This is a genomic window from Neobacillus sp. plas4 (genome assembly GCF_057221695.1).
In genome coordinates this window covers 1,124,213-1,150,220 of the sequence record NZ_CM170152.1, presented here as the reverse complement: position 1 = coordinate 1,150,220, position 26,008 = coordinate 1,124,213, and the positions used below count along the sequence as shown (strand labels likewise).

Genomic DNA, 26,008 nt, shown 5'->3' with positions numbered 1-26,008 from the left:
TTCCTAATAACTCTTCTTACATGAATAGACGGAATAAACATGCTTAACCCCTACACCATCAAATTGATTTTCTTAATTATTTTTCTGGATGACACCTTTCATTAGAATAGAAACTCCAATTTTTTTGCAGATCGTTAAATAATGCAATAAAGCCAATAAAACAGATCCGGTGTTCATGGCGATAATCACACCTTCCATTCTCCATTCCGGACGTGGCGCAAGGATAATAATAATCGCAAAGGAAACAATGGTGGACCAAATGCCATGGATAAACGTTTCCTTAATAAGTCCCAACCCAATTAAAATTGCCTGCATCGGCATGACAAAAAAGTGGAAGAGAAAAAATGGCCATAGCATTTGTAAATAAACTGCAGCTGTAGAAGATTCAAAGAATATCGATGTTAGCTGAGGGGCAAAAACATAGAAAGCAACCATCGCTGGAACTCCGTAAAGAAAGGTAAGCATCATTACTTGTGATAGCATTTTTTGTAATGTGGTGTAATCTCTCAACGAAAACGTCTTTGAAACAGCTGGTATTAAAACCGTCATGAGGGAGTGGGCGATAAAGGCAGGAAAAAATCCAATTGAAGCAGCAACACCCATTAGCATTCCAAAATGCTCGGTGGCAATGGTATCAGAAAGTCCAGATTTGACCAGTGCGACCTTAATTAAAAAGGGTTGGATCGCCCCCGTTAACGCTGAGAATAACCGCAGTCCAGTGGTTGGTGCCGAGACAGCCAATAAACTTTTTCGGACAGCCTTACGATTTAGATTGGAGAAGGGCATCCGTTTTAGCTGTTGGAATTGAATGATTAATGTATAGCATAAATAAAGAAACACGGCGATTTCACTGCCTATAAACGATGCAATTGCAATGAGTACCGAGGCTTCTGAGTCAAACTGAAAGAAACGAAATAAAAGAAATAATAATACTAGCTGAATTGATTTTCTTATGAAATTAGCAATGGCGATTTTCCCCATCTGGTGCCTTCCCATAAAATATCCCCGTGCCACAGAGGTAAAAGAAATAACGGGAATTAAAAAGATAATTAACCATCTGGTATAAGGATGGTAACCATCAAAAACAGAGATAAAAGGCATGAGTATGACCGCCAGCAGCAATAGGCTGCTTGTAAAAATGATGGTAATGGTAATTGCATGATAAAGAATATTTCGATGAAACTTTTCCTCTTTCTCCGCAACAAACTTAGAAATCGAAACTGGCAGTTCGAAGCTCGATAAAAGTACGAGTAAATAAATGGATGGCAGGATAGACATATATAAACCTAGGCCATGCTTACCCAATTCTTTTGCAAGAATTAAATTCACTAAAAACTCAACACCTTCTCCTAAGAAAGCAGAAAGTGCCAAAAATAATATCCCTTTGTAAAAGATAGCCATAACGAACTCCCCTTTAGAACAAATCTCACTTTTATAAACCTATGAGACAAGTTCTAAGATTAGTAGGGAGAATTAAAAAAAGCATAAAAAAAAGGGCACTTTGCCCTTTCTAAACAGTTTTTGTTATCGTCTGTTTTCTAACTCCCCACGTCATAAATAGAATGACAACAACTAACAATAGTTGTGGTAAAGTGGTTTCCCATGTAGGGTACAATCCAATCCAATCAACAAACGGGAAGTTAATAACTGTACTCGTCGAAAAAACCTTAGAAATCTGTAAAGCGTGGATACTAATTCCTAGCATTTTAAACGCTAAGAAATAAATTACAAAGGTTGCCACTTTAAAAAATACATGAATTGGTATTTTTACACTGTAGTAAATAATCGTAAAGCCGAAAATAGCTAAAATGATTACTGCTAGAATAATCCCCATAACAAGCTGCTGCATGCTTATATACGGTGTTATTCCGGTGTAAAAAATAATCGTCTCCGCCCCTTCACGGAAAACCGAAAGAAAACTGATTATGGCAAATGAAAAGAGGCTTCCTTTTGCAATGGCTTGTTGCATCTGCTGCTTTACATACTTATTCCAATTTTCAATACTAGATTTTTTATGAAGCCATGCTCCAACGGATAACATCATAACCACAGCCAAGATACCCGTTATTCCTTCAATATATTCTCGACTTGAAGCTGCAGTAATCTTAGAGAAAATAATATTGATAAGAACGGCAAGTAATGCACTTGCTATGATTCCACCTGCCACTCCTGCCCAAATCCATTTCTGTTGAGATGACTGACCCATTTTCTTTAAAAAGGCAAGTAAGGTTGCAATGATTAATAATCCTTCTATCCCTTCCCTTAATAAAATAAGTGCAGAATCCCAAAATGAATAATTGATTTTACTAATTAATGGTTCTAATTTCATATTTAAATCCTTAACTATAGCTAATGCCTTTGAACCATCCACCTTATCAGAACTTAGAATACTGATAGCTGTTGGTATTTTTGTTTCAATCTCACTATATAACTTACTGTCTCTCGTTTGTACTTCCCCTTCAACGATTGGCCAAATGTTGAGGATGTCATTTAAATACTTAATAGAACTCTTATAATCTTTATTGGCAATCTCTTTTTCTGTCTTCTTTAATAGCGTGGAAAGGTCTGTTAAAGAAAAATCACCTTTAACCTGGTTCGAAAATTTACCGGCTAAAAAGTTCTCCACTTCTTGTGTTAATTTAGCTACATTCGTTTCAGCCTTTTTTAGATCTACAGGGTTTTGAGTAATTGAAATTCGGATTAAGGCCATGTATTTTTCAATATTCCCGTAAGAAGCAATACTTTCATCATGGACGATTTTTTCCGAAACATTCCATTGATCCATTAGTGTTTGATACTGGATCTTTATATTCGCTATATTCCCATCTAAAATAGCTCCGTTCAGATTCTCTAGTAGCGGGAGCAATTTCTTGATTTTGACTGTTTGTTTTGTTCGATCTACAGGGTTCTGTTCTGTATCATACTTTACCAGGGAACTTGATAATGCTGAGATACTATTAGAAAGCATCTCTTCTTCTACTTCCCCTTTTGCTAGTATATTTTGAACCTTTTCCAAATCTTGATTAACCGATTTTGCCTGTTCACTATTAGGATTCTTGATTTTCATCCATTCCTTAGCAAACTGTTCAATGTTATTCGAAACCGTTTCTTGATCACCTGATTTCACTTTCATTAAACTATCGCCAATTAGTACAAACAGCTCGTCATGATTTTCTGCTGCGGCCACCTGGTGGGCAGTTTGAAAAATAATGAATAAAGATATAAGTAATATAAAGGGCTTCCATAACATTTGCATCTATCTCTCTCCTCTATAATAGGAAAAACATTACATAAAGAGTGTCTCTCCTATAAAACCTCCCTGTTTCGTTCCTGGTAAACAGGCGAAAAGGGCGCTGCCTCGATGTGAAATATATTCATTCAACTTATCCATTTTTGAAAGTCTCTTTTGTATTGGAATGAATTGTTTACTTGGTGTACGTTGGAAACTTAAGAAAAGTAGACCTGCGTCAAAACTCCCCGTCTTCAGATCCATTCCATTTGAGTAAGAATACCCTCTGCGGAGAATTTGCTGCGATCCATCTCCGTGTGATAGCCGAACATGCGAATCTACAGGGATTGTATCTTCTCCGTTTGGTTGCTTGTGGTTTAAATCTAGTTTATCAAATTCATCTTTTTTCCCAAAAGGTGCACCACTGTCACGATATCTTCCAAAGGTATTTTCCTGTTCCTTTAAATTGGTACGATCCCAGACTTCAATAAACATTTGGATTCTTCGAACAACAAGGTAACTGCCGTTCTGAAGCCAATTTGGTCCATCACCTGGCTGAACCCAAACATGTTCATTCATCTGTTTTTCACTTTTCACATCAGGGTTGACCGTTCCATCCTTGAAGCCAAACAGATTTCTAGGTGTTCCTTCTTTTGCATCTGCCTGCTTCGTTCGCTGAAATCCTGGCTGTGCCCATCTTAAAACAGCCTTCCCCCTCGCAATTCGAATTAGGTTTCTTACCGCATGAAATGCTACTTGCATATCATCCGCACAAGCCTGAATACATAAATCTCCTCCAGTCCATTCCTCTTCTAATGCGTCAAAGGAAAATGCGGGAAGGTCTTCTAATTCCTTAGGCTGCTTAACTTTTAATCCAAACCGGTCTTGGTTGTCCTTTATAAAAAGACTAGGACCGACCCCAAAAGTAATCGTTAAATTAGAGGCAGATAATCCCTCCGCCTCCCCCGTATCTTTTGGCGGAAGAAATTCATTACTAGAGAGTTCCCCGATTGGTTTACCCTCAGACATTAATGCTGCAGCCTTCGTCCATTCTTTAAAAAGGGTTATTAAATCTTCTTTTCTAGAAGTTGTCACATTCAAGGCAGCAAAATAAACATGGTTTTGTGGTTTTGTCGTAATTCCACTTTGGTGCTTTCCATAAAATGAAACAACGTCACTCACTTTCGCACTTGATGCCTTCCCTTCTGTAATAGACAACAAGCCCCCTATTCCAGATGCACCGATTAGAATCCCAGCACCACCAACTCCAGCGGTTTTCAAAATATCCCTTCTTGAAATTTTCTTTACTCCAAGAGATTCCCCTTCAATGATGTACTCATTCTTAGACATCTATAATGCCTCCGTTACAATTCCGATTTCCGAAAGTGGTTCAGCAAGTGCATCGATTGCTTGACTAAGTTCCTTTACCTCAGGTTCTGACAAATCTGTATAGACCTTGTATCCTGCGTCTGTTTTGTGCTTATTTAATAAGGTAAAAACGTCATCGAAGCGACTTTGAATTTCCTTAGAAAGATCCTCATCCTTCTTCTTTAACGCAGGATTTAAAAGTTGGAAAATTTTGTCCGCACCTTCTACATTCGCAGCAAAGTCAAATAAATCAGTATGAGAATAGCGATCCTCTTCACCTGTCACTTTTGAAGTAGATACTTCATTTAAGAGGTCTACCGCCCCTGTAATTAATAGGTCAGGCGTAACTTCGACTGTATCTACCTTTGCTCGTAAAAGATTTACGTCTTTCATCAGCTGATCTGCATATTGTTCATAACCAGTAGTTGTGTTTTCGACCCATAATCCTTTCTCAATGCGGTGGTAGCCTCCCCATTCATCCTCTGGGACATCGCCTTCACGCGCATCAATTTTCGGATCAAGTTCTCCGAACACTTCAGCTATCGGTTCTGCACGCTCATAGTGCACTCTTGACGAGGCATATAGTGCTTTAGCTTCATCTACATCTCCATTTTTTACTGCTGTTGTAAATGCCTCCGTTGCCTTTACAAATTCTTCAATTTCTCCTATAGCATACTTTCGGTATTCATCCGTTACTCCAGAAAATGAATCAGACACAGAATTCTTTGATTCATTTGCCGTGTCCTTGGCTGAATTTTCATTTGAATTAGCACAACCAAATAATAGACTGCTAGACAATAATAAACTTCCCGAAACTTTTAATAATTTCATATGTAAATGTCCCCCATCACCAATAATGATAATCATTCTCGTTAGTATCATATCAGTAATTGATAATGGTTTTCAATAGTTAATTTAAAAAAACTTTCCAACTATTCAGATTGGAAAGTTTTTTGGGTTATTTTATTAAAGCGTGTTTAAATGCATAAATGACTGCTTGTGTACGGTCTTGGACGTTTAGTTTACTTAGTATATTACTGACATGGGTTTTGACGGTTTTTAAGGCGATGAATAATTCATCGGCAATATCTTGATTGGTTTTGCCCTCAGTCATCAACAGGAGGATTTCCATTTCTCGGGTGGTGAGTTCTTCATGTGGCAGTTGTTGATGTTTCTGGCGCATTTTAACCATCATTTTCCCCGTAACTTCAGGCTCAAGAACCGACTGACCATGATATGTAGCGCGGACAGCATTCGCAATTTCATCTGCTTTTGAGGTTTTAAGCATATAACTGGTGGCGCCTGCCTCTAGTGCAGGGTAAACTTTTTCATCGTCCAAAAAGCTTGTGACAATGATTACCTTCGCTTCGGGCCAGTTTTCAATGATTTTTCTTGTTGCTTCAATACCATCCATTTCCTTCATGACTAAATCCATTAAAATAATATCAGGCCTCAGTTCAAGTGCCAGCTCCACTCCCCTTTTTCCATCAGCAGCCTCACCCACGACTTCAATGTCTGGCTGTGCGGATAAAAATGCAGAAACACCAATACGCACCATCTCATGATCATCAACAAATACTACTCTAATCATCTACACCATCTCCATTTTTGATAACCGGTACCTTCACTTCGAGCCGCGTACCCTTACTTTTTACACTAACCACCTTTAACGTGCCTCCAACTTCAAGCGCTCGCTCGTGCATATTCTGCATACCATAAGAACCAGCCTTCATGTTATCGACTTCAAAACCAATCCCATCATCAACAATTCTTAAAATGACAAGGTCATCCCGCTTTATTAATAACACTTCTAGTTTGTTCGCTTTCGAATGCCGAAGTGTGTTTGATACAGACTCTTGAAGAATGCGGAAAAGATGATCTTCTATTCCCTTATCAAGTGGAAATTCTTCTGTTTTCCATTTAATTTCCATTGTTACTTTCTGTGATAATTCGATTAATAACTCTTCAATTCCTTCTTGAAGTGTTTTATTTTTTAAGGCAACTGGACGTAAGTGAAGAAGTAAGGCTCTCATTTCAAGTTGGGATTGATGGATCATTTCTTCCACCATTTTTAACTGCTTTGCTTCTCTATCATCTTCACTAGAACTTTGTTTTGTTGTATTAATGGCGGACATCATCATAGAAGCAGCAAATAATTGTTGACTAACGGAGTCATGTAATTCACGTGCGAGTCTATTTCGCTCTTGTTCAATAATTTCTTGAATCCTGGCTTCTTGATCCTCAACTTTTTCTGTAGCCAATCGTTGGGAAAGCTTAGCTTGTTCAGCCATTTGCCTGCCTATTCGGTCAATATACTCTGCAATCCCTTGCATTTCCGAGAGGGCCGGTTTTCCTTCTGAAGCAGTCTGTCTCCCCTGCTCTAAATGGTGTAAAGAATGTTCAACAGATGTGAGCTGTCTTCTCCAAAAAAAGCCTGAAATGATTCCTAGTACTATTCCCACGGCAATGCTGAATGCCGGTATAAAAATCACAAAAGGAATATCCATAAAATCTCGATTCCATAATTCCGACCAATCGGAAATGGGAAATACAAAGAAATACGCCCCAGTAACACCCAAAGCAAGAATGAGTGAAAAGCCGACGTTCCAAAGTATCTGCCTTTGGACAGTGCTCATATGCGGCTCACCTCTAAATTCCCCACCAGCAAGGATGTGAAGATTTTAACCTTTTGCTCTGCTTGCTCATAGCCTGCTGTCTTAAGATGGAATGCTTGGTTAAAAACCTGAGGCTGATGATGATCAAAAACAGTAGTAGAACCAACCACACATGAGTGATGAACGCTAACTTCTATTTCATAGGGCACTTGAATTTGGATATTACCAAAAACATTGCGAATAAAGATGACTGTTTCACCTTTTGGTAAAACCGTATAACTAAGGTCAATGATGTTATCACCAATTCCAGTGTGAATGTTAATGTCGTTCCATTCATAAACACTGTTTGGTGTTTTTTGCTGACCAAATAATATATTCTCAAAGAGCGGCTTGCTCTTAATAAGTGTCTCTTCCAGTTGTACCTGTTCAGATTCCTTTATATCAAAAGCAATTTTATTAGGATTCTTTTTCGAATTAGAATATTGAATAATTAAGTGAAGTAAAATGGCCAGAAGTAAAAATTTAAAGGTCATCATACTAAAAACACTAATAACTAAAAAGATCATTCCGGCAAAGAAAAGGTATTTTCCCCTCTTTTTCCCTGACTTTTTTCGACCGTAATAGATCATTGCAAAAGATAAGAAAAGGGAGAAAATCAGACCACTGTTGAAAAATAGGATTTCTAGCAGCAGAACGACAATCCCAATGATGACCAGCCATCCCGTATAATCACTTTTCGCATTTTTTAACATTCGGCCCCCCCTCCCTTTTATTAGTGTTTAGTCTAAAAAGGTACAGCATACTGCACCTCTTTTAGAATACCATGTTTTAGTTATTAAATGGACTTGCTTTCTTCTAATTTCATTTCTTTTTCTAATTGAGCAATCCTTGCATCAATTGTATCACGGTAGTATGAGCTATTTACTTGATGCTCTAAACGATCTAGGTAATTGTCAATTTCCTGAAAATGAGAGGATGCCTTATTAGAATCAGTATTTGAATCTAAAACCTGGTTCATCCGATGATTGGCTCGTGTTACATTCTCACGTCCCATTAATTCTAAGCGGCGAATATGCATATCTTTTAGCTTGTGCTTCATTTCCTCATATTTTCTTTCTAATTCTCCAAGTTCATTTTTTACTTGCTCAAGAGAAGCAGCAAGGCGTTCTACACGATTAGAGTATTGCTGATGTTCTGCTGAAGCAAACTCATAAAGTTCCATTTCTCCTGCTTTAGAAGCGATTTCTGCTTGATACTTCCTTTTTCCTGCTAACTCCACAGCTTGAGAGTATTCTCTAGTGAATTCATCTTTCAAAGCGTATTGACGTTCTAAGAGCTTTCTTACCTTTTCTGTCTCTTGCTCACATTGACGAAGGTATTGGTTGAGAAGGGCAATTGGATTTTTCTTTTCCTTTTGATCAACCGCCTCATGTAAATCAGCCATGATGGTATCCTTAATTCTTGTAAATAAGTTTGTCATTTTGCTTCTCTCCTTTGATTAATGTTTGTTTTTGTAAAGTTCGTTGTTAAAATCTTAAAGCCGATTTTAACGTGCAAATAGTTATTTTACGCTTAAGAATTTAGTTTGCTGGCGCTTTTCTTATTAAATTTTTGCAATTTTATAGGGTAACAGCGACAGACATTAAATTTCTTTATAAAATGCAACAAAGTATAAGAAAAGAGCCTTAATTAATGTTTGTTTAGTTCATTCCATTGTTTTTCAAAATTTACAAATGGGTCAGAATCCTCTTTTACAACAGTCCTTTTGCTGCTATTCCAGTTTTTATAAACAAGATAAAGTACATAGGCAGCAAGTACACCAATAATTGCAGGAGCATTATGGATGGAAGCCATTAGGACAAAAAATCCAATTATCCCAAGTAAAATCTTTCCTCCTGTTGATTCAGCCTTTAAAAACTGCTTGAAAATGAAATACAAAACCGCAATTCCAACCAATAGCCCTATCACGGGACCTAGTGTTGAAAGCAAAATGATGGCTGCAACCCCACCAGCTACAAGTAAACCAAATTTCTTCATTTTGTTTCCTCCTTTCTTTATCTTGATTTCATCTTACCTTTATTACGATTTTCCTATAACGACCCAGCGCTTGATTTTCTTCTCGGTCTTGAGACGTAGAAAGGGTCAGCCCCTTTTAGGAACTGACCCTTCACGTGTTTATTTGGAGATGAACATTTGTGTCCAATAATGTCTTTGCGATCCGCCTTTCGCATAACCAACACCGATATGCGTATAATTTCCACTCAATATATTGGCGCGGTGACCTGAGCTGTTCATCCAAGCCTGAACTACTTCCTGTGCCGTCGTTTGTCCTGCAGCAATATTTTCTGCTGCTGCACGATATGCAATACCAAAGTTTTTCATCATGGTAAATGGACTTCCATAGGTCGGACTTGTGTGGCTGAAATAGTTTTTATCCCGCATATCCATGGATTTATAACGGGCTACCCTGGAAAGCTCCCAATCTTGTGTTAATGGCCTTAACCCATGTTTTGCACGTTCTTGATTCGTTAATTGAACAACTTGGCTTTCAATGCTTTTTGTTGCGTCAAAACTAGGAATCGTAACCTTATCTCCTGGATATATCAAGTTTGGATTCCTAAATTGGGGATTCGCTGAGATAATTTCAGTTATCCCAACTTGGTAACGAACTGCGATCTTCCAAAGTGTATCCCCAGGCTGAACAGTATGTATTTGCTGGGCAAATGAAACACTTGGAACACAAAAAAGTGAAAGTAAAAACAGTAGACTTATCCAAAATGATTTTTTCATTTTACACCTCCTCCGATATATATTTTTGATTTAAAGCTCAAAATATACAGATGGTAAATTTTTAATTGAAATACCGGAGGAGAAAATGTGAGAGATATATCGTGGATGACATATGTCATGTTAATTCTGGCGAGTTATCGTTTAACCCATTTAATTGTTTTTGACAAAATTACTGAATTTATCCGTAAGCCTTTTATGAAAAAGGTTCAAGTAGAAACAAATCATGGCATGGTAACCAAAGAGGTACCGAAATCAATGTTTGGGTATTTACTAAAATGTTACTGGTGTGCTGGCGTTTGGAGTGCCATCTTTCTTGGCGGCGGATACCTACTATTTCCACGGATAACCTTTGTGATTATTTTAATTTTCTCGATTGCTGGCGGACAATCGATCATTGAAACGTTTGTAGGGGTTAATATAAAAAAAGTAGATTATTATGCGGAACTTGAAAAGAAGGAGTAAATAAAGACTCCCCCTTTGCATATAAATTAGAAAAGCGTAAGGCGTCTGTTATTGGCTTGTGACCGAGAAAAAAAAGCGATTTATCCTTTTCCCTCGAGCCGATGACGCCTGGAGCTGGACAATACAAAGGGGGGATTAGCATGGCTGAATGGTGGGTTACTACCATTGGGTTTGTCATCTGTCTTGGTTTTGTTGGAGGCACTATGATTTATTTTTTAAGAGGAACACTTAACTCTGAAGACTCCACCCGTATTGATCCGGTAAAGAAGGATGTTGATTAACATAAGAAGGATAGGGTAAAAACCGTAATGGGTTCTGATTCCTGCGCACTAAGACAAAAATGTATATGGAAAAGACCATCAATTTAGAATTTGATGGTCTTTTTTTGTGGTATTCGAAGAGGGATTGTCATTTTCTAGCAGGGATGGATAATTTACCATTTATAGTGAAAGTATAGAAACATACAAACTGGTTTTTGAGGAGGGTTGGAAATGAAAACCCGTATTCCTATTCCAATAAAAAAATTAGTACAAGATAAACAAAATGAAAAAATACTTAAACAGCAAAAGAATCATAATCAGAGTGGACCTCCGAACGCAACACAAGATATAAATCAAGTTCCAAAACAGCCACAAGACCAAGGCCAATCTTTAAATACCCAGAAAAGCACCGATATTTCATTGAACCTTAAAGAGAATATTGATTATATAAAAAAAACAGTTGGAAATAGTACAGACATTGTCATAAGGGAATTTGAGGCTGGCCATAATGGCGAAATCAATATTGCCATCATTTTCACAGATGGATTAACGAATTCATCCGAACTTCAAGACTTTGTTCTTAACACGCTTATGTATGAAATTCGAAATGCTGAGCTGGATTTTCCGGTTAGCGATCAATCAAATCTTTTTAGTTTGATAAAAGCCCATTCTCTTCCTGTCGCAGGAGTGAGTGATATCAATGATTTTCAGAAGCTCTATCTGCAGTTGTTATCCGGGGATTCGATTCTTTTAATTGATGGTTATCCACAGGCATTAGCTATAAGTGTAAGACATTGGTCTGACCGTGGTGTGCAGGAGCCTTCTTCCCAGACCGTTGTAAGGGGCCCAAAGGATGGATTTACAGAAACGCTGCGGAAAAATACAGCATTAATACGCCGCAGAATAAAAGATCCCAATCTATGGGTTGAAACACAACAAATCGGGACGAAAACACAAACAGACGTTGCGATGATGTATTTAAAAGGCGTTGCCAATGATAAAACGGTTGCAGAGGTACAAAGCCGGTTAAATCGAATCAGTACCGATGCGATTCTTGAAAGCGGCTATATTGAAGAGCTGATCCAAGATGAAACCTACTCACCTTTCCCTACTGTTTATAATACCGAACGTCCCGATGCGGTAGCCGGAGCAATATTAGAAGGAAGAATTGCAATACTTGTCGATGGTACACCATTTGTCCTTGTCGTACCGGCACTTTTTGTACATTTTTTGCAATCAAGCGAGGATTACTATCAACGGGCAGATATCGCCACATTAATCCGATTACTTCGGTATATATCATTTTTTCTAGCCCTGCTAACTCCATCACTCTATATTGCTGTTACAACGTTTCATCAAGAGATGCTTCCGACTCAATTACTCATTAGTTTAGCCTCTCAGCGTGAAGGAGTTCCTTTTCCAGCCATCGTTGAGGCATTGATGATGGAATTAACATTTGAAATCTTACGTGAGGCAGGGGTACGTTTGCCTAGAGCGGTTGGTTCATCCATTTCCATAGTGGGTGCATTAGTTATTGGCCAGGCAGCCGTGGAAGCTGGAATTATATCTGCCTCTATGGTCATTATCGTATCCTTAACAGCTATTAGTAGCTTTGTTTCACCCAACTTTAATATTTCCATCTCCGTTCGGATTCTTCGCTTTTTGTTTATGTTACTTGCAGCATCGTTTGGATTACTTGGAATTATCTTAGGTCTAATCGTGATGGTCCTTCATCTCAACAGCTTACGATCATTTGGGGTACCTTATTTAACCCCTTTTGCACCATTTATCTTAAAGGATCAAAAAGACAGTATTATACGAGTTCCTCATTGGTCATTATTTTCACGGCCCAGGTTGATAAGTCAGAAAGATATAAAAAGAGAAGATACACCTTCTCCGAAACCATCAGATTAATTTGGGAAACCTGAAAGAGGTTGTAAAATGAAAAAAGTCATAAGTTTATTCATCATGTTCCTTATAATAAATAGTCTTCTAACCGCCTGCTGGAGCAGAAAAGAGTTGAATGAGATTGCTATTGTCACAGCCATTGGGATTGATAAAACAAAGGATGGATACCTTGTTTCCGTCCAAATTGTTAATCCAGCAGAGATTGCCGGAAAAACCTCTACCGGTCGGACGGAAGTAATAAGATTTATGAAAACGGGAGACACCATTTTTGAAGCCATGAGGAGATTATCAACCGATGTACCAAGAAGAATTTATGTAGCCCATCTCCGTCAAATTGTTATTGGAGAGGAACTGGCGAAAGAAGGAATCGGAAAAGTCGTCGATATTTTTTCCCGGCATCATGAAATCCGTTCGGACTTTTTCCTAGCTGTTGCTAAAGGATCGAAAGCATACGATATTCTTAATGTCCAAACAGCTCTGGAAAAAAATCCAGGAACCAAAATTTCCAATGCCCTAGAAACGTCTGGTAAAATATGGGCTCCGACAACGACCGTTACGATTAATGAATTAGTAACGAGCATGATTAGTAAAGGAAAAGAACCTATTTTAACTGGAGTTTATGTTTATGGAAATCCTGAGGCCGGCAGTGCTTATTCAAATGTACAAAATGTTTCTCCAAAAACGGGGATAAAAATCAACGATATAGGAGTATTTAAGAACGATAAACTGATCGGGTGGTTAAATGAGAAAGAAAGTAAAGGATTTAATTATATTACCGATAAAGTGAAGGCAACAATCGTAACTTTCCCTTGTGAAGACGGTAGAATCACAGTTGCCACCATCCGTTCAAAAACAAAACTCAAGGGGATAATGGAGAAAGGGAAACCAAAAATTTCTATAAATGTATCTTCAGAAGGAAATGTCGGTGAAGTGGGGTGCAAATTCGATTTATCTAAACCTGAAAAAATCAAAGAACTAAATGAAAAATATCAAAAATCAATTAAAGGAACAATAGAAGCTGCCATTAAAAAGGTCCAAGAAGATTATCAAAGCGATATCTTTGGTTTCGGGGAAGTAATTCACCGGGAAAATCCAAAAGCTTGGAAGCGTCTTCAACAAGATTGGGATCAAGAATTTGCAAAATTGGGAGTAACCATCAATGTAAAAGCAGAAATCCGTCGTTTAGGCACCATTAATGATTCATTTCAAAAAGAAATCCAGGAGCAATAATCCATGTGGGCTATATTCGGAATTATATTGATCGGGGCGATTATTTCTCTTTACGAAATTCCCTCGCTTGTGAAAAAAAAATGGCGGCGAGAAATGATTGTTTATTTTCTATTGCTTTCAGCTGGTATGACCTTGGCAATTCTATTAAGCAAAGATGTTTCCATTCCAACACCTCTGGACTTGTTAACGGAAATTTTCAGTCCAATAACTTTTTACTTCGATCGGATTCTGTCATAGGAGGTGTACAATCGATATGCTTGAGAAAGGGAAAGTGGCTGCCGGTGAATTTAGTATTATCGTATTTACTCATACAGTTGGAACCGCTATCATTTCATTACCCGCTTTACTTGCAGCTATAGCCAAACAGGATGCCTGGATTGCCGCTGCAATAACGATTCTCTCAGGATTACTAATAATATTTGTCTATAGCCAGTTAATTTCCCTTTATCCATCCATGACATATGTAGAAATGAATGAAAAAATTTTAGGAAAATGGTTTGGCAAACTAGCATCGGTTCTATTTCTGATGTATGTTCTTATTATTATTTCTGGCGGGTATAGAGCGATCGGTGATTTTTTCACAACGCAAATAATGATTGAAACACCTATTCAAGTCATTATAATCTTAATTGTATTAACAAGTGTCATCGGTGTCCGATTGGGCTTGGAAGTTATCTGCCGTACAGCATTAATCTTTTTCCCATGGATTATCTTGCTACTATCCATGTTATTTTTATTGCTTATCCCACAGCTTAAATTAGAAAATATTCAACCTATTTTTGGAGAAGGTATAAAACCCATAATAAGTGGATCCTATCACCATTTGGGAATACCTTATTTACAGTTACTCATATTATTAATGGTTACACCATTTGTTGCGGAAAAATCAGACATAAAAAAATCCTTTTATAAAGGTACAGTCATGGGCGGCTTCATCTTATCCCTTATTGTTCTATTCAGTATTTTAGTATTGGGATATGAATTTACTTCAAGACAAGCGTACCCTACTTATGTTTTAGGGCAAACGATAAGCATTGGAAAATTTTTCGAACGGGTTGAAGTGATTGTAGCGATCACTTGGGTGTTTACGATTTATTTTAAGGTGACGATTTCCTATTATGCACTCACGCTTGGACTGGCACAATTATTTGAATTGGAAAATTACCAAATTCTTATTTTCCCATTATCATTTTTAATTTTACCCTTTTCTATCTTTTTGCTTCCAAATGTTGTATCCATCAATCATTTTAATACTACAACACTGACACCATATTCTTTAGCTATCTGTTTTATTTTTCCGCTGCTTTTAGTTGTAGTTGGGAAGATTAGAAAAAGACAATCCTCAGCCAATACAACGAATCAGCCATCGGGCTAAGTAACGTTGTAAGGAGTTTGCCTGCATGATCCGAAGGAAAAATAAAGAACCCTAAAATATTATGGGTTCTTTCAGTTTTTTAATGTGATTTTTCAATAGCCTGTTCAAATTGAGCAATAATATCCTCAGCATGTTCGATCCCTACTGAAATTCGAACAACCTCTTTTGTAATTCCTAATGCTTCACATGCTTCTTGTGGAAGTGAACGATGAGATGTTGTTAATGGATGAGAAACAGTCGTTTCGACTCCTGCTAGTGTTGGGGCAATTTTAACCCAGCCTAGAGAGCCAAAAAAGAGATTGATATCAACCGTTTTCGACAGCTCGATTGTAACCATCGCACCAAAACCATCTTCCTTTTGTTCAAAAGGATAATATACTTTCTCGACAAAAGAATTATGTGACAATGCCTCTGCTAATTTCTTGGCATTACTCGATTGTGCTTTCATTCTCAATGCCAATGTTTTTAAACCACGGCATGTCAACCAAGCTTCAAATGGACTGACATTGGTTCCTAAATTAACAATTTTTGAGCGTGCACTAGCCACTAAATCCTCTCTGCCTGTGAGGACACCAATCGTTACATCACTATGACCACCGATATATTTGGTCGCACTATGAACGACTAAATCAATTCCCATTGGATAGGGCTGACAATGAAAAGGAGTGGCAAATGTATTATCTACCAATGTATTTAGCTGGTGTTTATGGGCCAGTTCAACGACACCTTTTAGATTTTCTACCCTTAACAACGGATTTGTAATTGATTCAGTGTAGAGTAATTTCGTATTTTCTTTAATCTCCTTTTCTATCTCGTTCAGATCTTTAAAGGAGACGAATGTGGTTTCAATCCCAAATTGATTTAATTCTTCTTTTAGCATATGGAAGCTGCCGCCATATAAATCATCTGCTGCAATGATATGTTCACCATTTTTTACTACAGCCAAAACGCCCGCTAAAATTGCTGACAATCCTGATGAAGATGCAACGCCTGCTGGAGCACCTTCTAGCCTCGCAACCGCTTCACCAAGCTCGTCCGTATTTGGATTTCCAACCCGTGAATAAAGATATTGGCCATTTCCGTGATAATACCCTTCTAATTCATCAAGGTCTTTAAAGGCAAATGCAGAAGTTTGATAAATTGGCGTTACCTTACTAGCAATTTTACTATTGCTTTTCTTTTTACCATGTAAAATCTCTGTCTCAAATCGCTTCCCCATACCTGCACCCTCTTTTTATTAACAAAATAGTTATTATATTAAAAAATATCAATACAACATTCTTTCGTCAATCTAAATTTATTTCCAGATAGTATTTTTTATAAATATTAAAAATACATGATTTCTCTACTTTGGGAAAAATTAAAACTATTACTATTATATCTGGAGGATGACCATGAGCTCATCAGAAAACACACATCATTTCCCAAGAACCTACTGGCGTGAAATTGAATTACCAACCTTTGATAAATTGAATCAAGATATCACCGTAGATGTTGCGATCGTTGGTGCCGGAATTACAGGCATTACCGCAGCATACTTACTTGCAAAAGATGGTGTAAAAGTCGCATTAATTGAAGCTGGTGGAGTATTAAACGGAACAACTGGTCATACAACGGCAAAGCTAACGGCACAGCATGAATTGATTTACGATGAATTAATCAACCATTTTGGAGAGGAGAAGGCGAAGCACTATTTCGAATCAGCCTCGAATGCCATTAAATTCGTTGAAAATACCTCTAAAGAAAAAGGGATAGATTGTGATTTTAGCAAACAGGATGCCTTTGTTTATGCCACAACAGATCAATATGAAAGAAAGCTTGAAACTGAATTTTCTGCTTATCAAAAACTCGGTATTGATGGTGACTTAGTAGGAAACATTCCCTTTGATATTCAAATTAAATCTGCACTATTAATGAGAAATCAGGCACAGTATCATCCATTGAAATTTTTAAAGGGGCTATTGGACGAAGCAGTAAAAGCGGGTTGTCAGGTGTATGAAAATTCGGTGGCAGCAGGAATCGAAGATGTAGAATCCACACAGCCAAAGGTAAAGATTAAAGGTGGACATAAGGTTTCATGTAAACATGTGATTATTGCTTCCCATTTTCCTTTTTACGATAAACCAGGTCTTTATTTTGCACGAATGTACGCTGACAGGTCCTACGCTATTGGGATTAAAACGGATAAGCCGTACCCAGGCGGTATGTATATCAGCGCTGACAGTCCAAGCCGTTCGATCCGCTATACACCAATTGATGGAGGAAATCTTCTTATCCTAGGCGGTGAAAACCACAAAACAGGTCAAGGGGTGGATACGCTCAGTCATTATCTTGCACTTGAATCGTTTGCTAAAGAGGTGTTTGATTTATCAGAGTATCATTACCGCTGGTCTGCACAGGATTTGGTAACATTAGATAACGTTCCTTATATTGGCCCGCTAACAGCAAATAAAGAGAATATTTTAGTGGCAACAGGCTATAAAAAATGGGGGATGACTACCGGAATTCTCGCTGCCCATCTTCTAACTGATTATGTTTTAAATCGAGATAATCCCTATCAGGAGTTGTATTCACCATCAAGGTTTGATGCGGATCCTAATATTAAGTCCATTATTTCCACCAATGCAGATGTTGCTAAACATTTGCTTAAGGGCAAGCTTGAGTTTGTTCCAAAAGATCCAGGGGATTTAAAGAACGGAGAAGGCTCTGTCGTCATGCATAATGGACAACGTGCCGGCGCTTATAAAGATGAAAATGGCAAGATGTACATTGTAGATACTACCTGTACGCATTTAGGCTGTGAAACGGAATGGAACCATGCAGAAAAATCATGGGATTGCCCGTGTCACGGTTCCCGGTTCTCATATGCTGGAGATGTTATTGAAGGTCCTGCTAAAAAGCCGCTAAAAAATGTTGGTGAACAATGACATGAATAGATATCCTACAAATAAATGCCCCCTGATTAAGGGGGCATTACCTTTATTTACCATGAGGACGGTTCCGTTTTAAGTCTTCGCCAGTTTCAAACTCAACAAGCTCTTCGGCTGTTTTCATTCCCTTTTTACGATTATTATTTCGCTGGGCATTGGCATTACCGAGTTTCTGTCTTCCCACACTATCATCTCCTTTAGAGAAATTCATCAATAGTATGAGTGAAATGAAATGAAGTTATTCTCCTTCAAGAACTGGTGGTTTTCGGAATCTTGTTACTTGTTCAAACGCAAAAGCTGCCTCAATTAACTGAGGTTCACTGTATGCAGTACCTGCAAAGGTAATTCCAAAGGGTTCTCCCTCTGATGTGTAACCAGCAGGAACAGCAATTGTGGGATAACCTGCTTTGGCACTAATATGGGAACCCTCTTCGCTTGGAAAAAGAATAGCATCCAACTGGTACTGTTCGAGGGCATAATCAATCCCCAGCTGAGTTGACTGATAATAATCGAACTCTAGTGCCTTAACATATTTTTCTTCAGATAACGAACCGCTTGTTTCCTCTGATTGGATCAAAACAGCCTGTCCATACTTTAGCATAATTTCTTTATTCCTATTATTAAAATCAATAAGATCTTTTAGAGTACGAATCGGTATCGAAGGATGAAGATTGTTTAAATAAGCATTTAAATCAGGTTTAAATTCATAAGTCAAAACATCGTACGACCATTTTACATTGGCACATGGAAGATCAATTTTTTCAATCACCTCTGCGCCAGCTGCCTCTAAGATAGCAATTGAATCATGAAAGATTTTTTGCTTTTCTTCACTTAGAAGTTCAATGAAACCTTCTAAAGCGACTCCAATTCGTTTTCCTTTGAGACCGTCTTGACGCAGATGTTGTGTAAAGTCTTTTCCTAAATGAGGATTTGTTGTAGTTATCGGATCTCCTTCATCTTTTCCAGTTAAGCTATTCAAAATTATTGCTGCATCCCTTACCGTCCGAGCCATCGGTCCTGCTGTATCCTGTGTATGTGCAATGGGAATGATCCCTCTCCTGCTAATTAAGCCCACGGTCGGTTTGATTCCTACAAGTGAGTTCTGACAGGATGGATTCAAAATCGATCCAGACGTTTCCGTGCCAATCGCAGCCGCAGCTAAATTTGCAGCAACTGCTGCTCCCGAACCCGAACTCGAACCGCCGACTTCGAATTTGCCCGGTCCATATGGATTTACCACTTGTCCCCCGCGTGAGCTATACCCGCTTTTCATACCTAAAGCCATAAAGTTTGCCCATTCCGTCATATTTGTTTTACCAAGGATGACGGCTCCAGCTTTACGCAGCTGTTCAGTGACATAAGAGTCTCTCAGGGCAATTGAATCCTTTAATGCTAATGATCCAGCACTAGTATGCATTTTATCAGCAGTATCAATATTATCTTTTATCAAAATTGGTATTCCATGAAGCTTACTGCGTGATCCCGATTCCTGTCGTTCCGCATCAAGGGCAGCTGCAATCTGCAGCGCGTCAGGATTCACTTCAAGGATAGAATGAATACCTTTGTCATAAATCGAAATTCTATGTAAATACAGTAACACCAGTTCTTTTGATGTAAGCTCTCCACTCGCCATTTTCTCTTGCATTTGAGTAATTGTTGCTTCCTCGATCCAATTATCGAGCAGCTTCTTTAACTTCGGATTCTCCATGTTTTCCCCTCCCATCATAAATTTTATTATAGTTATAAAAATCCAGCAATTATTAAAAGGCAGCGGGATTTCCCCGCTGCCTTGTCTTATCGCTTCACCTTTTGTTCTGGTTCAGCTATTTGGCCTTTATAAAAGATTCTTCTGTTAGGAGTTACCTTTAATTCCTGGCAGTACCGCTTTAATTCTCGTTCTTCCCGCTCTGTTACCAATGAAATGACGATACCATCCGCGCCCATTCTGCCTGTTCTTCCTGCTCTATGAACATACTGGGCAATATCTCTCGGAAAATCCACATGAACAACATGTGTGACTCCCTGGATATCGAGTCCTCTTGCTGCTACGTCTGTTGCGATTAGCATTTTCGTTTTACCATCGCGGAAAGCCTTTAGCTCTGCCTGCCGTTCTAGTTTCTTCATATCACTATGTAAAATGCCAGTTGATAACTCTTTAAAATTGAACTTTTCTTTATAAACTTGAATCTCACCGATATCATTGATAAACGCAAGAGCTTTGATATCGTCTAAACGGGCTATTTTTTCAAGCAGTTTAATTTTATCTCTTGGTTCTGCAAGGAAATAGATATGCTCCACATCTCCAGAAGAAGCCAGCTCATCCTTTTCGATTCGGATTATTTCAGGGTTCTTCGTTATTTCCTTTGCTAATTTCTCTGTTCCAGCTTTCATCGTTGCTGAGAATAGAACGACTTGGCGGTCAGACATCGTTGATTTAACAATGTTTTGGACGGTATTGATATGCTCCGGTATCAACAGTTGATCACCTTCGTCCAAAACAACCAGTTTTACTTCATGCATTTTTACCTTTTTCTGTTTAATTAACTCGAAAAGTCGTCCTGGAGTTGCAAAAATAACGTGAGGACGCTTTTTTAACTTTTCAAGCTGACGTTTAACGTTTGCTCCGCCAATTATGGAAGTGCCTCTTATGCCGCTGCCTTCAGACCACTTCTGAAATTCTTGATATACTTGCATGACCAATTCCTGTGAGGACGCAAGAACGACTGCTTGCAATGATTGTGAATTGGGTTCAATTTTATTTAACAATGGCAGCAAATAAGCAAGTGTCTTACCTGTACCTGTTGGTGATTCAGCAATTACATCTTTTCCTTCTACAATCATCGGGATTGCCGATTCTTGAATGGAGGTTGCCTGTTGAAATCCAGACTTTTCCCATGCTTCCTGTAAAAAAGGGTTTAAGTTATTTAACATATGTTACTCCTTTTAATCTCATTTCTTCATATTATATCCATTCATGCCTCTGATACTAACCTAATTATTAAACACTGTCCATAAAAAAACCATTCCTATCACGGGAATGGGTATATAATTAATGCGTATATCGGCTATTTTTCGGCTTAGCGATTTCATTGAAATTAGCAACTAAATAACTTAAGTTCTCTCGTAATTCTTCACCATTCATCGGGATTCCATGTCCGGTAACGGCGAATTCGGGCTTAAGTGCCTCTAATGTTTTTACCGATTCAAACGCAGCGTTCCAATCGGTTGTGTAATATCTTGGCGGTCCACTGATTTCCAGCGTTTGTGTTAATACTTTGTACAGTGATTCTTGTTTAACCGTTACGAAAGCATCTCCTGCTATAAGTGCACGGTCGTGTTCACGGAAGAGTGATATATGACCTGGTGTATGACCGGGCGTATGGATCCATTTCCAGCCTGGCATATGTGGAATGGATCCATCTTGTGGGAGTCTCTCTACTTGTTCACCTACATTAATTCCATGATTCGGAAACATCGGTGACATCTTTGCCACAAGCCCAGAGTCTACGCCCGGGTCGCCAGGTGGATAGTCTTTTTTACCCGTTAAATATGGTAGTTCCATTTCATGAGCATAAACAGGAACGCGCCATTTCTCTAAAAGTTCGACTAATGATCCTACATGGTCAAAATGTCCATGTGTTAAAACAATGGCACTTGGACGGGCTTCTCCATCGAAATGTTCTGTAATCATTTCCGTAATCTCGTCTGCACTTTTTGGCATACCTGTATCAACTAAAACAAAGTTATCTTTCGTACCAACTACAGCAAGATTGACAATTTGATTGGTATAACAAAACACATCAGGTAAAACAAGCACACCCATTCCACTCCCAATTGAGGTCATCGGCAGAAATGCTGCTTCGAACTTACTATCTTGATTTTGTTCCAAAAAAATCCCCCCTGTTTTTGCTTATTATTTAACAGAGAGGATAAATATATTAATCAAAGGTCCTTAAAGTTAATTTATGAATACTCCGGTTGATTTCTTCACTTCCAATCATCTTTTCATCATAGTTAATTTCCACTTTGCCGCTGCCAGATAAAATCTTAACCTTTTTCACACCCGAATTCCTTTTTAATTTCCTTTTTATATTACTAATACAACCTGAGCAAGCTACGTCGTTTAACGCGAGTTGTATCGTACTCATTCAACATAACCCCTTTCCTTTTTGAAATACTCAGTTTTCCTTGAGTTTATAGGAACGATTCTCACTTTACCTTGACTTAAATCAAGTATTGATATAAATCACTTCAAAGCAATTTAATAAAGGATAAACTTATTTTAATCAATTTATTAGTAGGGGAGTGTTAGGTAAATGTGTTGTGAACATTGCTCTCATGAATCTTCCTGTCTCGTGACTGTTCCTGTCTTCAAAGGGATGAAGGATCAGGATATACAGGCATTGCGAAAAGTGACAAAAAACCATACGTTTAAAAAGGGGGAATATATTTTTGGCGAAGGTGATCGCTCGGAAACGCTCTTTGTAGTGAAAGAAGGCTTAATTAAGCTGACGAAAACTTCTTTAGAAGGGAAAGAACAGATTGTTCGGCTTCTATTTCCGGGTGATTTTTTCGGTTTATTTTCGTTATTAAGAGATGAGAACCACTATATGAATGCCGAGCCAGCACAGGAAACCGTAATATGTTCGATAGAAAAAAAGGATTTCCTTAAAACAGTGGAAAAAAACCCAGATTTAGCTTTTCAATTTTTACTAGCAATGAACGACCGCTTATATGAAGCGGACGAGTCGGTTGGAAATATGAGTTTATTAGAAGTTGAGCAACGGGTTGCGAGGGCGCTTGTTCTTTTTCACGATAAAATGAATAGGGAAAATGGGTACTTCACATTACCGATTACAAAGAAGGACTTAGCAAGTTTTATCGGAACAACTCCAGAATCTATTAGCAGAAAGCTTTTGACATTCATGTCTAAAAAACTAATTCATATGGAGGGACAGCGCCAAATAAAGATTCTAGAGTTGGACCAGTTAAAAAAATTAGCAGAATTGCATTAGATTTCATTTAACTTTATTGCCATGAGTAGGTAATGTCCAGGTTCGATTTCTTTTACGATTGCATTCATTCCTAAGGATTGGAAAGTTGCAACGAGCGGTTCAGCACGGTGTGGTAAATGAATCTCAAAAATGGTTCCAATTGGTGCTGTTTTGACAAAGTTTAAAATTTCCCTTCGTGGATGTTCGCCCTTTAAAACTCTCTCTCGAATATCTATGACGGCTTTTTTTCCTTCCATTTGAAAACTGCTCATCATTTCATCTCCTCTTGATTATGATTATCATCAAGAGTACCATCCTTTTTCTATATAATAATTGATTTATATCACACATATCCATGATTTATAGCCGGTTAGTTGTTTAATACCTTTAGTATAGGTAAAATAAATTTTGAACGTATTGTGAACATTATTTTGAAATTGATATAATTCCTTAGATAGATGGTAGAATGTATAGCAGCAAGATAACAATATATCGGAGTTGAAAATGATGTTAAATAGAATAGCTTTACTATCTTCGTTATTCATCTTTCTATTTGGTGCTAATGTCTTTGCCCATTCTCATTTGGAAGATTCTACTCCAAGTAATGGAGAGATTGTGACAGAGTCACTTAAAACGATCACGCTTTCTTTTGAAACGGATGTAGAACCTACAAGCACATTTACCTTAGATGATGAAAAAAATGCTCCTATTGCACTATCAGCAGTTTCCATTAATGGCAATCAATTAATTGCAGATGTAGAAAATGAACTTGTAAACGGGGCATATACAATTCATTGGAAAATTATTGGGGAGGACGGTCATCCGCTTGAAGGCGATATTCCATTTAGTGTCCAGCTCCCGGAAAATTCAATTGCCCCTGATTCAGTTGAACCAAAAGAAGCTGTTACAGTTGTATCAGCCGAAACAGAATCCACAATAGATTCGGAAACCGTAATGAAAGAACAGGCTGCGGATACAAAAAACGGTGCTTCTGATGAAACGGGCATGATGAATTATCTGCTGCCAGCAGTTATTGCCTTGATTATTATCTTGGGATTCGGAAGTTACTGGTTGATTTTTAGGAGGAAACACGTCTAGATGTTTATTGCAGGTATCGTCAGTGAGGCATTGCTTTATAGTTGTTTTTCAGTATTACTAGGAAGCTTTATTATGAGTCTTATACCTAAAACAGCGCGGCCGGAAATAAAGATTCCAAAAAGTATACTTTTAGCTGCAGCTCTAGGTATTGCTATTTTTTCGTTTTTACCAGTATTAAAAATTGTTCTCTATATTTATGAGGATCTTGGTTTAGGCTATACACTTAAATCAGTGCTAACCAATTTCGAAGTTGGAAAGACATGGGTCAGTACTGGACTAATTTCATTGATTTTATTCATTTATCTGATTCCCATTAAACTTGAGCAAAAACCTTTATTTGCACTGACAGGACTAGCTTTTACATTCATTTTGATTGCTTCACTTGGCTGGTCCAGCCATGCAGCCTCTTTATCCAAATTGCCAGGATTTCTAACACACACAGCACATTTTTTGGCTATTACAACCTGGGTTGGAGTCCTTTTGGTGGTTAGTTGGTTTTCTAAGAACCATGACAATTGGCTTACATTCTTAAAATGGTTTTCACCCCTAGCGTTCTTATGCTTAGTGATTACTGCAATTACGGGAATATCATTAATGACCTTTCACATGAATTTAACGGATTATGTGAATGTTACAACCATTTCTTATGGTCAATCGCTGCTAATTAAACATTTAGCGATTATCCCATTATTGGTATTTGCCTTTGTTAACAGTTTCTTAATCCGGAAAAGAATAAAAAAAGATCCTTCTTATAACCCGCTTTCATGGGCGAAGCTGGAAAGTGTCATAGTTTTAGTTGTATTTTCCATCACAGGTGCACTTGGACAAGTTTCACCTCCACATGAGCTGAGCAGGATGCTCCTAACAGAAGGTACTTCAAAGATTTTTAGTTTATTCCATCCTGGTGAGGTCATTTTTCCATTAAGTTTTACTCCAGGAATCATTTCCATGACCCTGTTTGGAATGGCTTTGGTTTTTCTCGCATTAATCATTTTCACCTTTATTAAAAAAGCACCAAAGGTGTTGGCGTTACTCATGAGCCTGCTCTTTATTCTTACTGGGTATATAGCTTTTATGATGAGCATCACATAAAGAATCAGCGGGAATTTTCCGCTGATTCTATTTTTTATTGGAACGTAATATCGCTCTAACTGGGCTGCCATCACCTTCAGCCAAAGGAAGCGGCAGGGCAATTAGTTCATAATCACCTGGTTCTACTTCATCCAAAATGACCGATTCGAGTATATGAATTCCGTTATTGTTTAAACTGTGATGGGCATGAAGTTCTTTACTGTCAATTGGATCAACGGATGGAACATCTACACCAATGAGACGGATCCCCTTCTTTGCTAAAAATGGCCCCAGATCTGCTTCTAAATAAGGGATCTTCTTAGGGAATTCTGCAGTACTTTTCCATGATTGGGTCCGGAACAACACTCTTGTAAAGCCTTCCACATCTAAATGTTCTAGATCCTTCGCTCCAATACATTCCTTCCCAATCATATCAAGAACTCTGACAGGACCGATGTATAAATCGAGATCCAACTCAATAATTCTTTTCCCATTGTCATCAAAATGAAAAGGCGCATCCACATGTGTCCCAGTATGGGTACTCATGGTTAGACTGCCTACATTTACGGAACCACTATCTGTTTTAGACCATGATACCTCGTAATGAAAGGGCGTATCACCTGGCCAAACTGGCATCCCATTTTCAAGCCTTCTTGAAATATCAATAATCTTCATTTC

The 26,008-nt window shown here is 38.1% G+C and carries 28 protein-coding genes; 10 read left to right on the top strand and 18 right to left on the bottom strand.

From position 1 onward, the window contains the following. Positions 1–72 precede the first annotated feature (72 nt). From AC2TFD_RS05810 to safA, 10 genes are all read right to left on the bottom strand, one after another. A complete protein-coding gene (locus AC2TFD_RS05810) occupies positions 73–1,401 on the bottom strand; it encodes an oligosaccharide flippase family protein (protein ID WP_335511401.1) in 1,329 nt (442 codons plus the stop codon). 109 nt (positions 1,402–1,510) lie between these two features. Next, entirely contained in the window at positions 1,511–3,256 is a 1,746-nt protein-coding gene (locus tag AC2TFD_RS05805; protein WP_484675238.1) for an FTR1 family iron permease, read from the bottom strand. A gap of 30 nt (positions 3,257–3,286) precedes the next feature. Then, positions 3,287–4,579, bottom strand: a complete 1,293-nt coding sequence (efeB, locus tag AC2TFD_RS05800) for an iron uptake transporter deferrochelatase/peroxidase subunit (protein ID WP_484675237.1) — start codon at positions 4,577–4,579, stop codon at positions 3,287–3,289. Next, positions 4,580–5,428, bottom strand: coding sequence for an iron uptake system protein EfeO (efeO, locus tag AC2TFD_RS05795; protein WP_484675236.1), 849 nt, complete (start codon positions 5,426–5,428; stop codon positions 4,580–4,582). Between the two features lie 127 nt (positions 5,429–5,555). Further along, a complete protein-coding gene (locus tag AC2TFD_RS05790) occupies positions 5,556–6,188 on the bottom strand; it encodes a response regulator transcription factor (protein WP_335511409.1) in 633 nt (210 codons plus the stop codon). Beyond that, entirely contained in the window at positions 6,181–7,233 is a 1,053-nt protein-coding gene (locus tag AC2TFD_RS05785; protein WP_484675235.1) for a sensor histidine kinase, read from the bottom strand. The genes AC2TFD_RS05790 and AC2TFD_RS05785 overlap by 8 nt, the downstream gene beginning before the upstream one ends. After that, positions 7,230–7,964: a cell wall-active antibiotics response protein LiaF gene (gene liaF, locus AC2TFD_RS05780; RefSeq protein ID WP_335511413.1), complete on the bottom strand. Its 735-nt coding sequence runs from the start codon at positions 7,962–7,964 to the stop codon at positions 7,230–7,232. The genes AC2TFD_RS05785 and liaF overlap by 4 nt, the downstream gene beginning before the upstream one ends. Before the next feature lie 83 nt (positions 7,965–8,047). Further along, positions 8,048–8,692 (bottom strand): PspA/IM30 family protein, encoded by a 645-nt coding sequence (locus AC2TFD_RS05775; RefSeq protein ID WP_335511415.1) that lies wholly within the window; start codon positions 8,690–8,692, stop codon positions 8,048–8,050. A gap of 209 nt (positions 8,693–8,901) precedes the next feature. Beyond that, positions 8,902–9,249, bottom strand: a complete 348-nt coding sequence (locus AC2TFD_RS05770) for a lmo0954 family membrane protein (protein WP_484675234.1) — start codon at positions 9,247–9,249, stop codon at positions 8,902–8,904. Positions 9,250–9,387: 138 nt separating this feature from the next. Beyond that, the gene (gene safA / locus AC2TFD_RS05765) at positions 9,388–10,002 is read right to left on the bottom strand and encodes a SafA/ExsA family spore coat assembly protein (protein ID WP_484675233.1); all 615 of its coding nucleotides are present in this window, start codon (positions 10,000–10,002) and stop codon (positions 9,388–9,390) included. 87 nt (positions 10,003–10,089) lie between these two features. On the opposite strand from safA, the gene AC2TFD_RS05760 reads away from it, so the two are divergent. From AC2TFD_RS05760 to AC2TFD_RS05735, 6 genes are all read left to right on the top strand, one after another. Next, entirely contained in the window at positions 10,090–10,464 is a 375-nt protein-coding gene (locus AC2TFD_RS05760; protein WP_484675232.1) for a DUF1360 domain-containing protein, read from the top strand. Between the two features lie 140 nt (positions 10,465–10,604). Then, on the top strand, positions 10,605–10,745 hold the full coding sequence (locus AC2TFD_RS05755; RefSeq protein ID WP_335511423.1) for a hypothetical protein: 141 nt from the start codon (positions 10,605–10,607) through the stop codon (positions 10,743–10,745). A gap of 210 nt (positions 10,746–10,955) precedes the next feature. After that, entirely contained in the window at positions 10,956–12,638 is a 1,683-nt protein-coding gene (locus AC2TFD_RS05750) for a spore germination protein (protein WP_484675231.1), read from the top strand. Positions 12,639–12,665: 27 nt separating this feature from the next. Next, positions 12,666–13,862: a Ger(x)C family spore germination protein gene (locus tag AC2TFD_RS05745; RefSeq protein WP_484675230.1), complete on the top strand. Its 1,197-nt coding sequence runs from the start codon at positions 12,666–12,668 to the stop codon at positions 13,860–13,862. 3 nt (positions 13,863–13,865) lie between these two features. After that, a complete protein-coding gene (locus AC2TFD_RS05740) occupies positions 13,866–14,099 on the top strand; it encodes a hypothetical protein (protein ID WP_335511429.1) in 234 nt (77 codons plus the stop codon). A gap of 16 nt (positions 14,100–14,115) precedes the next feature. Continuing rightward, positions 14,116–15,237 (top strand): GerAB/ArcD/ProY family transporter, encoded by a 1,122-nt coding sequence (locus tag AC2TFD_RS05735; RefSeq protein ID WP_484675229.1) that lies wholly within the window; start codon positions 14,116–14,118, stop codon positions 15,235–15,237. A 79-nt stretch (positions 15,238–15,316) separates the two neighbouring features. Here the strand turns inward: AC2TFD_RS05735 and AC2TFD_RS05730 are convergent, their stop codons facing one another. Continuing rightward, positions 15,317–16,456 (bottom strand): trans-sulfuration enzyme family protein, encoded by a 1,140-nt coding sequence (locus tag AC2TFD_RS05730; protein WP_484675228.1) that lies wholly within the window; start codon positions 16,454–16,456, stop codon positions 15,317–15,319. A gap of 175 nt (positions 16,457–16,631) precedes the next feature. On the opposite strand from AC2TFD_RS05730, the gene AC2TFD_RS05725 reads away from it, so the two are divergent. Continuing rightward, a complete protein-coding gene (locus AC2TFD_RS05725) occupies positions 16,632–18,164 on the top strand; it encodes an FAD-dependent oxidoreductase (protein ID WP_484675227.1) in 1,533 nt (510 codons plus the stop codon). A 52-nt stretch (positions 18,165–18,216) separates the two neighbouring features. Here the strand turns inward: AC2TFD_RS05725 and AC2TFD_RS05720 are convergent, their stop codons facing one another. From AC2TFD_RS05720 to AC2TFD_RS05700, 5 genes are all read right to left on the bottom strand, one after another. Continuing rightward, positions 18,217–18,351 (bottom strand): hypothetical protein, encoded by a 135-nt coding sequence (locus AC2TFD_RS05720; RefSeq protein ID WP_484675226.1) that lies wholly within the window; start codon positions 18,349–18,351, stop codon positions 18,217–18,219. 54 nt (positions 18,352–18,405) lie between these two features. Continuing rightward, on the bottom strand, positions 18,406–19,875 hold the full coding sequence (locus AC2TFD_RS05715; protein ID WP_484675225.1) for an amidase family protein: 1,470 nt from the start codon (positions 19,873–19,875) through the stop codon (positions 18,406–18,408). 86 nt (positions 19,876–19,961) lie between these two features. Continuing rightward, positions 19,962–21,098, bottom strand: a complete 1,137-nt coding sequence (locus tag AC2TFD_RS05710; protein WP_484675224.1) for a DEAD/DEAH box helicase — start codon at positions 21,096–21,098, stop codon at positions 19,962–19,964. A gap of 118 nt (positions 21,099–21,216) precedes the next feature. Next, positions 21,217–22,011 carry an MBL fold metallo-hydrolase gene (locus AC2TFD_RS05705; RefSeq protein ID WP_484676280.1) on the bottom strand — a complete coding sequence of 265 codons (795 nt, stop codon included), beginning with the start codon at positions 22,009–22,011 and terminating at the stop codon, positions 21,217–21,219. A 94-nt stretch (positions 22,012–22,105) separates the two neighbouring features. Continuing rightward, positions 22,106–22,315, bottom strand: a complete 210-nt coding sequence (locus tag AC2TFD_RS05700; protein ID WP_335511444.1) for a heavy-metal-associated domain-containing protein — start codon at positions 22,313–22,315, stop codon at positions 22,106–22,108. Positions 22,316–22,483: 168 nt separating this feature from the next. Here AC2TFD_RS05700 and AC2TFD_RS05695 point away from each other — a divergent pair, with 168 nt between their 5' ends. Then, complete coding sequence (locus AC2TFD_RS05695; protein WP_484675223.1) at positions 22,484–23,182, top strand: Crp/Fnr family transcriptional regulator; 699 nt, start codon at positions 22,484–22,486, stop codon at positions 23,180–23,182. Here AC2TFD_RS05695 and AC2TFD_RS05690 read toward each other — a convergent pair. Then, positions 23,179–23,433: an amino acid decarboxylase gene (locus AC2TFD_RS05690; RefSeq protein ID WP_335511448.1), complete on the bottom strand. Its 255-nt coding sequence runs from the start codon at positions 23,431–23,433 to the stop codon at positions 23,179–23,181. The genes AC2TFD_RS05695 and AC2TFD_RS05690 overlap by 4 nt on opposite strands. 235 nt (positions 23,434–23,668) lie before the next feature. Between AC2TFD_RS05690 and AC2TFD_RS05685 the strand changes: the two genes are divergently transcribed. Continuing rightward, positions 23,669–24,259: a copper resistance CopC family protein gene (locus tag AC2TFD_RS05685; RefSeq protein ID WP_335511450.1), complete on the top strand. Its 591-nt coding sequence runs from the start codon at positions 23,669–23,671 to the stop codon at positions 24,257–24,259. Beyond that, a complete protein-coding gene (locus AC2TFD_RS05680; protein WP_484675222.1) occupies positions 24,260–25,351 on the top strand; it encodes a copper resistance D family protein in 1,092 nt (363 codons plus the stop codon). It begins immediately after the preceding gene. Between the two features lie 27 nt (positions 25,352–25,378). Here the strand turns inward: AC2TFD_RS05680 and kynB are convergent, their stop codons facing one another. Next, positions 25,379–26,005, bottom strand: coding sequence for an arylformamidase (gene kynB, locus AC2TFD_RS05675; RefSeq protein ID WP_484675221.1), 627 nt, complete (start codon positions 26,003–26,005; stop codon positions 25,379–25,381). Positions 26,006–26,008 lie beyond the last annotated feature (3 nt).

Excerpts from the sequence above, each read along its gene's own strand:
- AC2TFD_RS05770 (WP_484675234.1), bottom strand. The coding sequence starts at position 9,249 with ATGAAGAAATTTGGTTTACTTGTAGCTGGTGGGGTTGCAGCCATCATT.
- AC2TFD_RS05745 (WP_484675230.1), top strand. The coding sequence starts at position 12,666 with ATGAAAAAAGTCATAAGTTTATTCATCATGTTCCTTATAATAAATAGT.
- AC2TFD_RS05730 (WP_484675228.1), bottom strand. The coding sequence starts at position 16,456 with ATGGGGAAGCGATTTGAGACAGAGATTTTACATGGTAAAAAGAAAAGC.
- AC2TFD_RS05680 (WP_484675222.1), top strand. The coding sequence starts at position 24,260 with ATGTTTATTGCAGGTATCGTCAGTGAGGCATTGCTTTATAGTTGTTTT.
- AC2TFD_RS05750 (WP_484675231.1), top strand. The coding sequence starts at position 10,956 with ATGAAAACCCGTATTCCTATTCCAATAAAAAAATTAGTACAAGATAAA.
- AC2TFD_RS05695 (WP_484675223.1), top strand. The coding sequence starts at position 22,484 with ATGTGTTGTGAACATTGCTCTCATGAATCTTCCTGTCTCGTGACTGTT.
- AC2TFD_RS05705 (WP_484676280.1), bottom strand. The coding sequence starts at position 22,011 with ATGACCTCAATTGGGAGTGGAATGGGTGTGCTTGTTTTACCTGATGTG.
- AC2TFD_RS05810 (WP_335511401.1), bottom strand. The coding sequence starts at position 1,401 with ATGGCTATCTTTTACAAAGGGATATTATTTTTGGCACTTTCTGCTTTC.
- AC2TFD_RS05755 (WP_335511423.1), top strand. The coding sequence starts at position 10,605 with ATGGCTGAATGGTGGGTTACTACCATTGGGTTTGTCATCTGTCTTGGT.
- AC2TFD_RS05775 (WP_335511415.1), bottom strand. The coding sequence starts at position 8,692 with ATGACAAACTTATTTACAAGAATTAAGGATACCATCATGGCTGATTTA.
- efeB (WP_484675237.1), bottom strand. The coding sequence starts at position 4,579 with ATGTCTAAGAATGAGTACATCATTGAAGGGGAATCTCTTGGAGTAAAG.
- AC2TFD_RS05735 (WP_484675229.1), top strand. The coding sequence starts at position 14,116 with ATGCTTGAGAAAGGGAAAGTGGCTGCCGGTGAATTTAGTATTATCGTA.
- AC2TFD_RS05790 (WP_335511409.1), bottom strand. The coding sequence starts at position 6,188 with ATGATTAGAGTAGTATTTGTTGATGATCATGAGATGGTGCGTATTGGT.
- AC2TFD_RS05740 (WP_335511429.1), top strand. The coding sequence starts at position 13,866 with ATGTGGGCTATATTCGGAATTATATTGATCGGGGCGATTATTTCTCTT.
- AC2TFD_RS05785 (WP_484675235.1), bottom strand. The coding sequence starts at position 7,233 with ATGAGCACTGTCCAAAGGCAGATACTTTGGAACGTCGGCTTTTCACTC.
- AC2TFD_RS05715 (WP_484675225.1), bottom strand. The coding sequence starts at position 19,875 with ATGGAGAATCCGAAGTTAAAGAAGCTGCTCGATAATTGGATCGAGGAA.
- AC2TFD_RS05725 (WP_484675227.1), top strand. The coding sequence starts at position 16,632 with ATGAGCTCATCAGAAAACACACATCATTTCCCAAGAACCTACTGGCGT.
- liaF (WP_335511413.1), bottom strand. The coding sequence starts at position 7,964 with ATGTTAAAAAATGCGAAAAGTGATTATACGGGATGGCTGGTCATCATT.
- AC2TFD_RS05710 (WP_484675224.1), bottom strand. The coding sequence starts at position 21,098 with ATGTTAAATAACTTAAACCCTTTTTTACAGGAAGCATGGGAAAAGTCT.
- safA (WP_484675233.1), bottom strand. The coding sequence starts at position 10,002 with ATGAAAAAATCATTTTGGATAAGTCTACTGTTTTTACTTTCACTTTTT.
- AC2TFD_RS05700 (WP_335511444.1), bottom strand. The coding sequence starts at position 22,315 with ATGAGTACGATACAACTCGCGTTAAACGACGTAGCTTGCTCAGGTTGT.
- efeO (WP_484675236.1), bottom strand. The coding sequence starts at position 5,428 with ATGAAATTATTAAAAGTTTCGGGAAGTTTATTATTGTCTAGCAGTCTA.
- AC2TFD_RS05690 (WP_335511448.1), bottom strand. The coding sequence starts at position 23,433 with ATGAGCAGTTTTCAAATGGAAGGAAAAAAAGCCGTCATAGATATTCGA.
- kynB (WP_484675221.1), bottom strand. The coding sequence starts at position 26,005 with ATGAAGATTATTGATATTTCAAGAAGGCTTGAAAATGGGATGCCAGTT.
- AC2TFD_RS05685 (WP_335511450.1), top strand. The coding sequence starts at position 23,669 with ATGTTAAATAGAATAGCTTTACTATCTTCGTTATTCATCTTTCTATTT.
- AC2TFD_RS05805 (WP_484675238.1), bottom strand. The coding sequence starts at position 3,256 with ATGCAAATGTTATGGAAGCCCTTTATATTACTTATATCTTTATTCATT.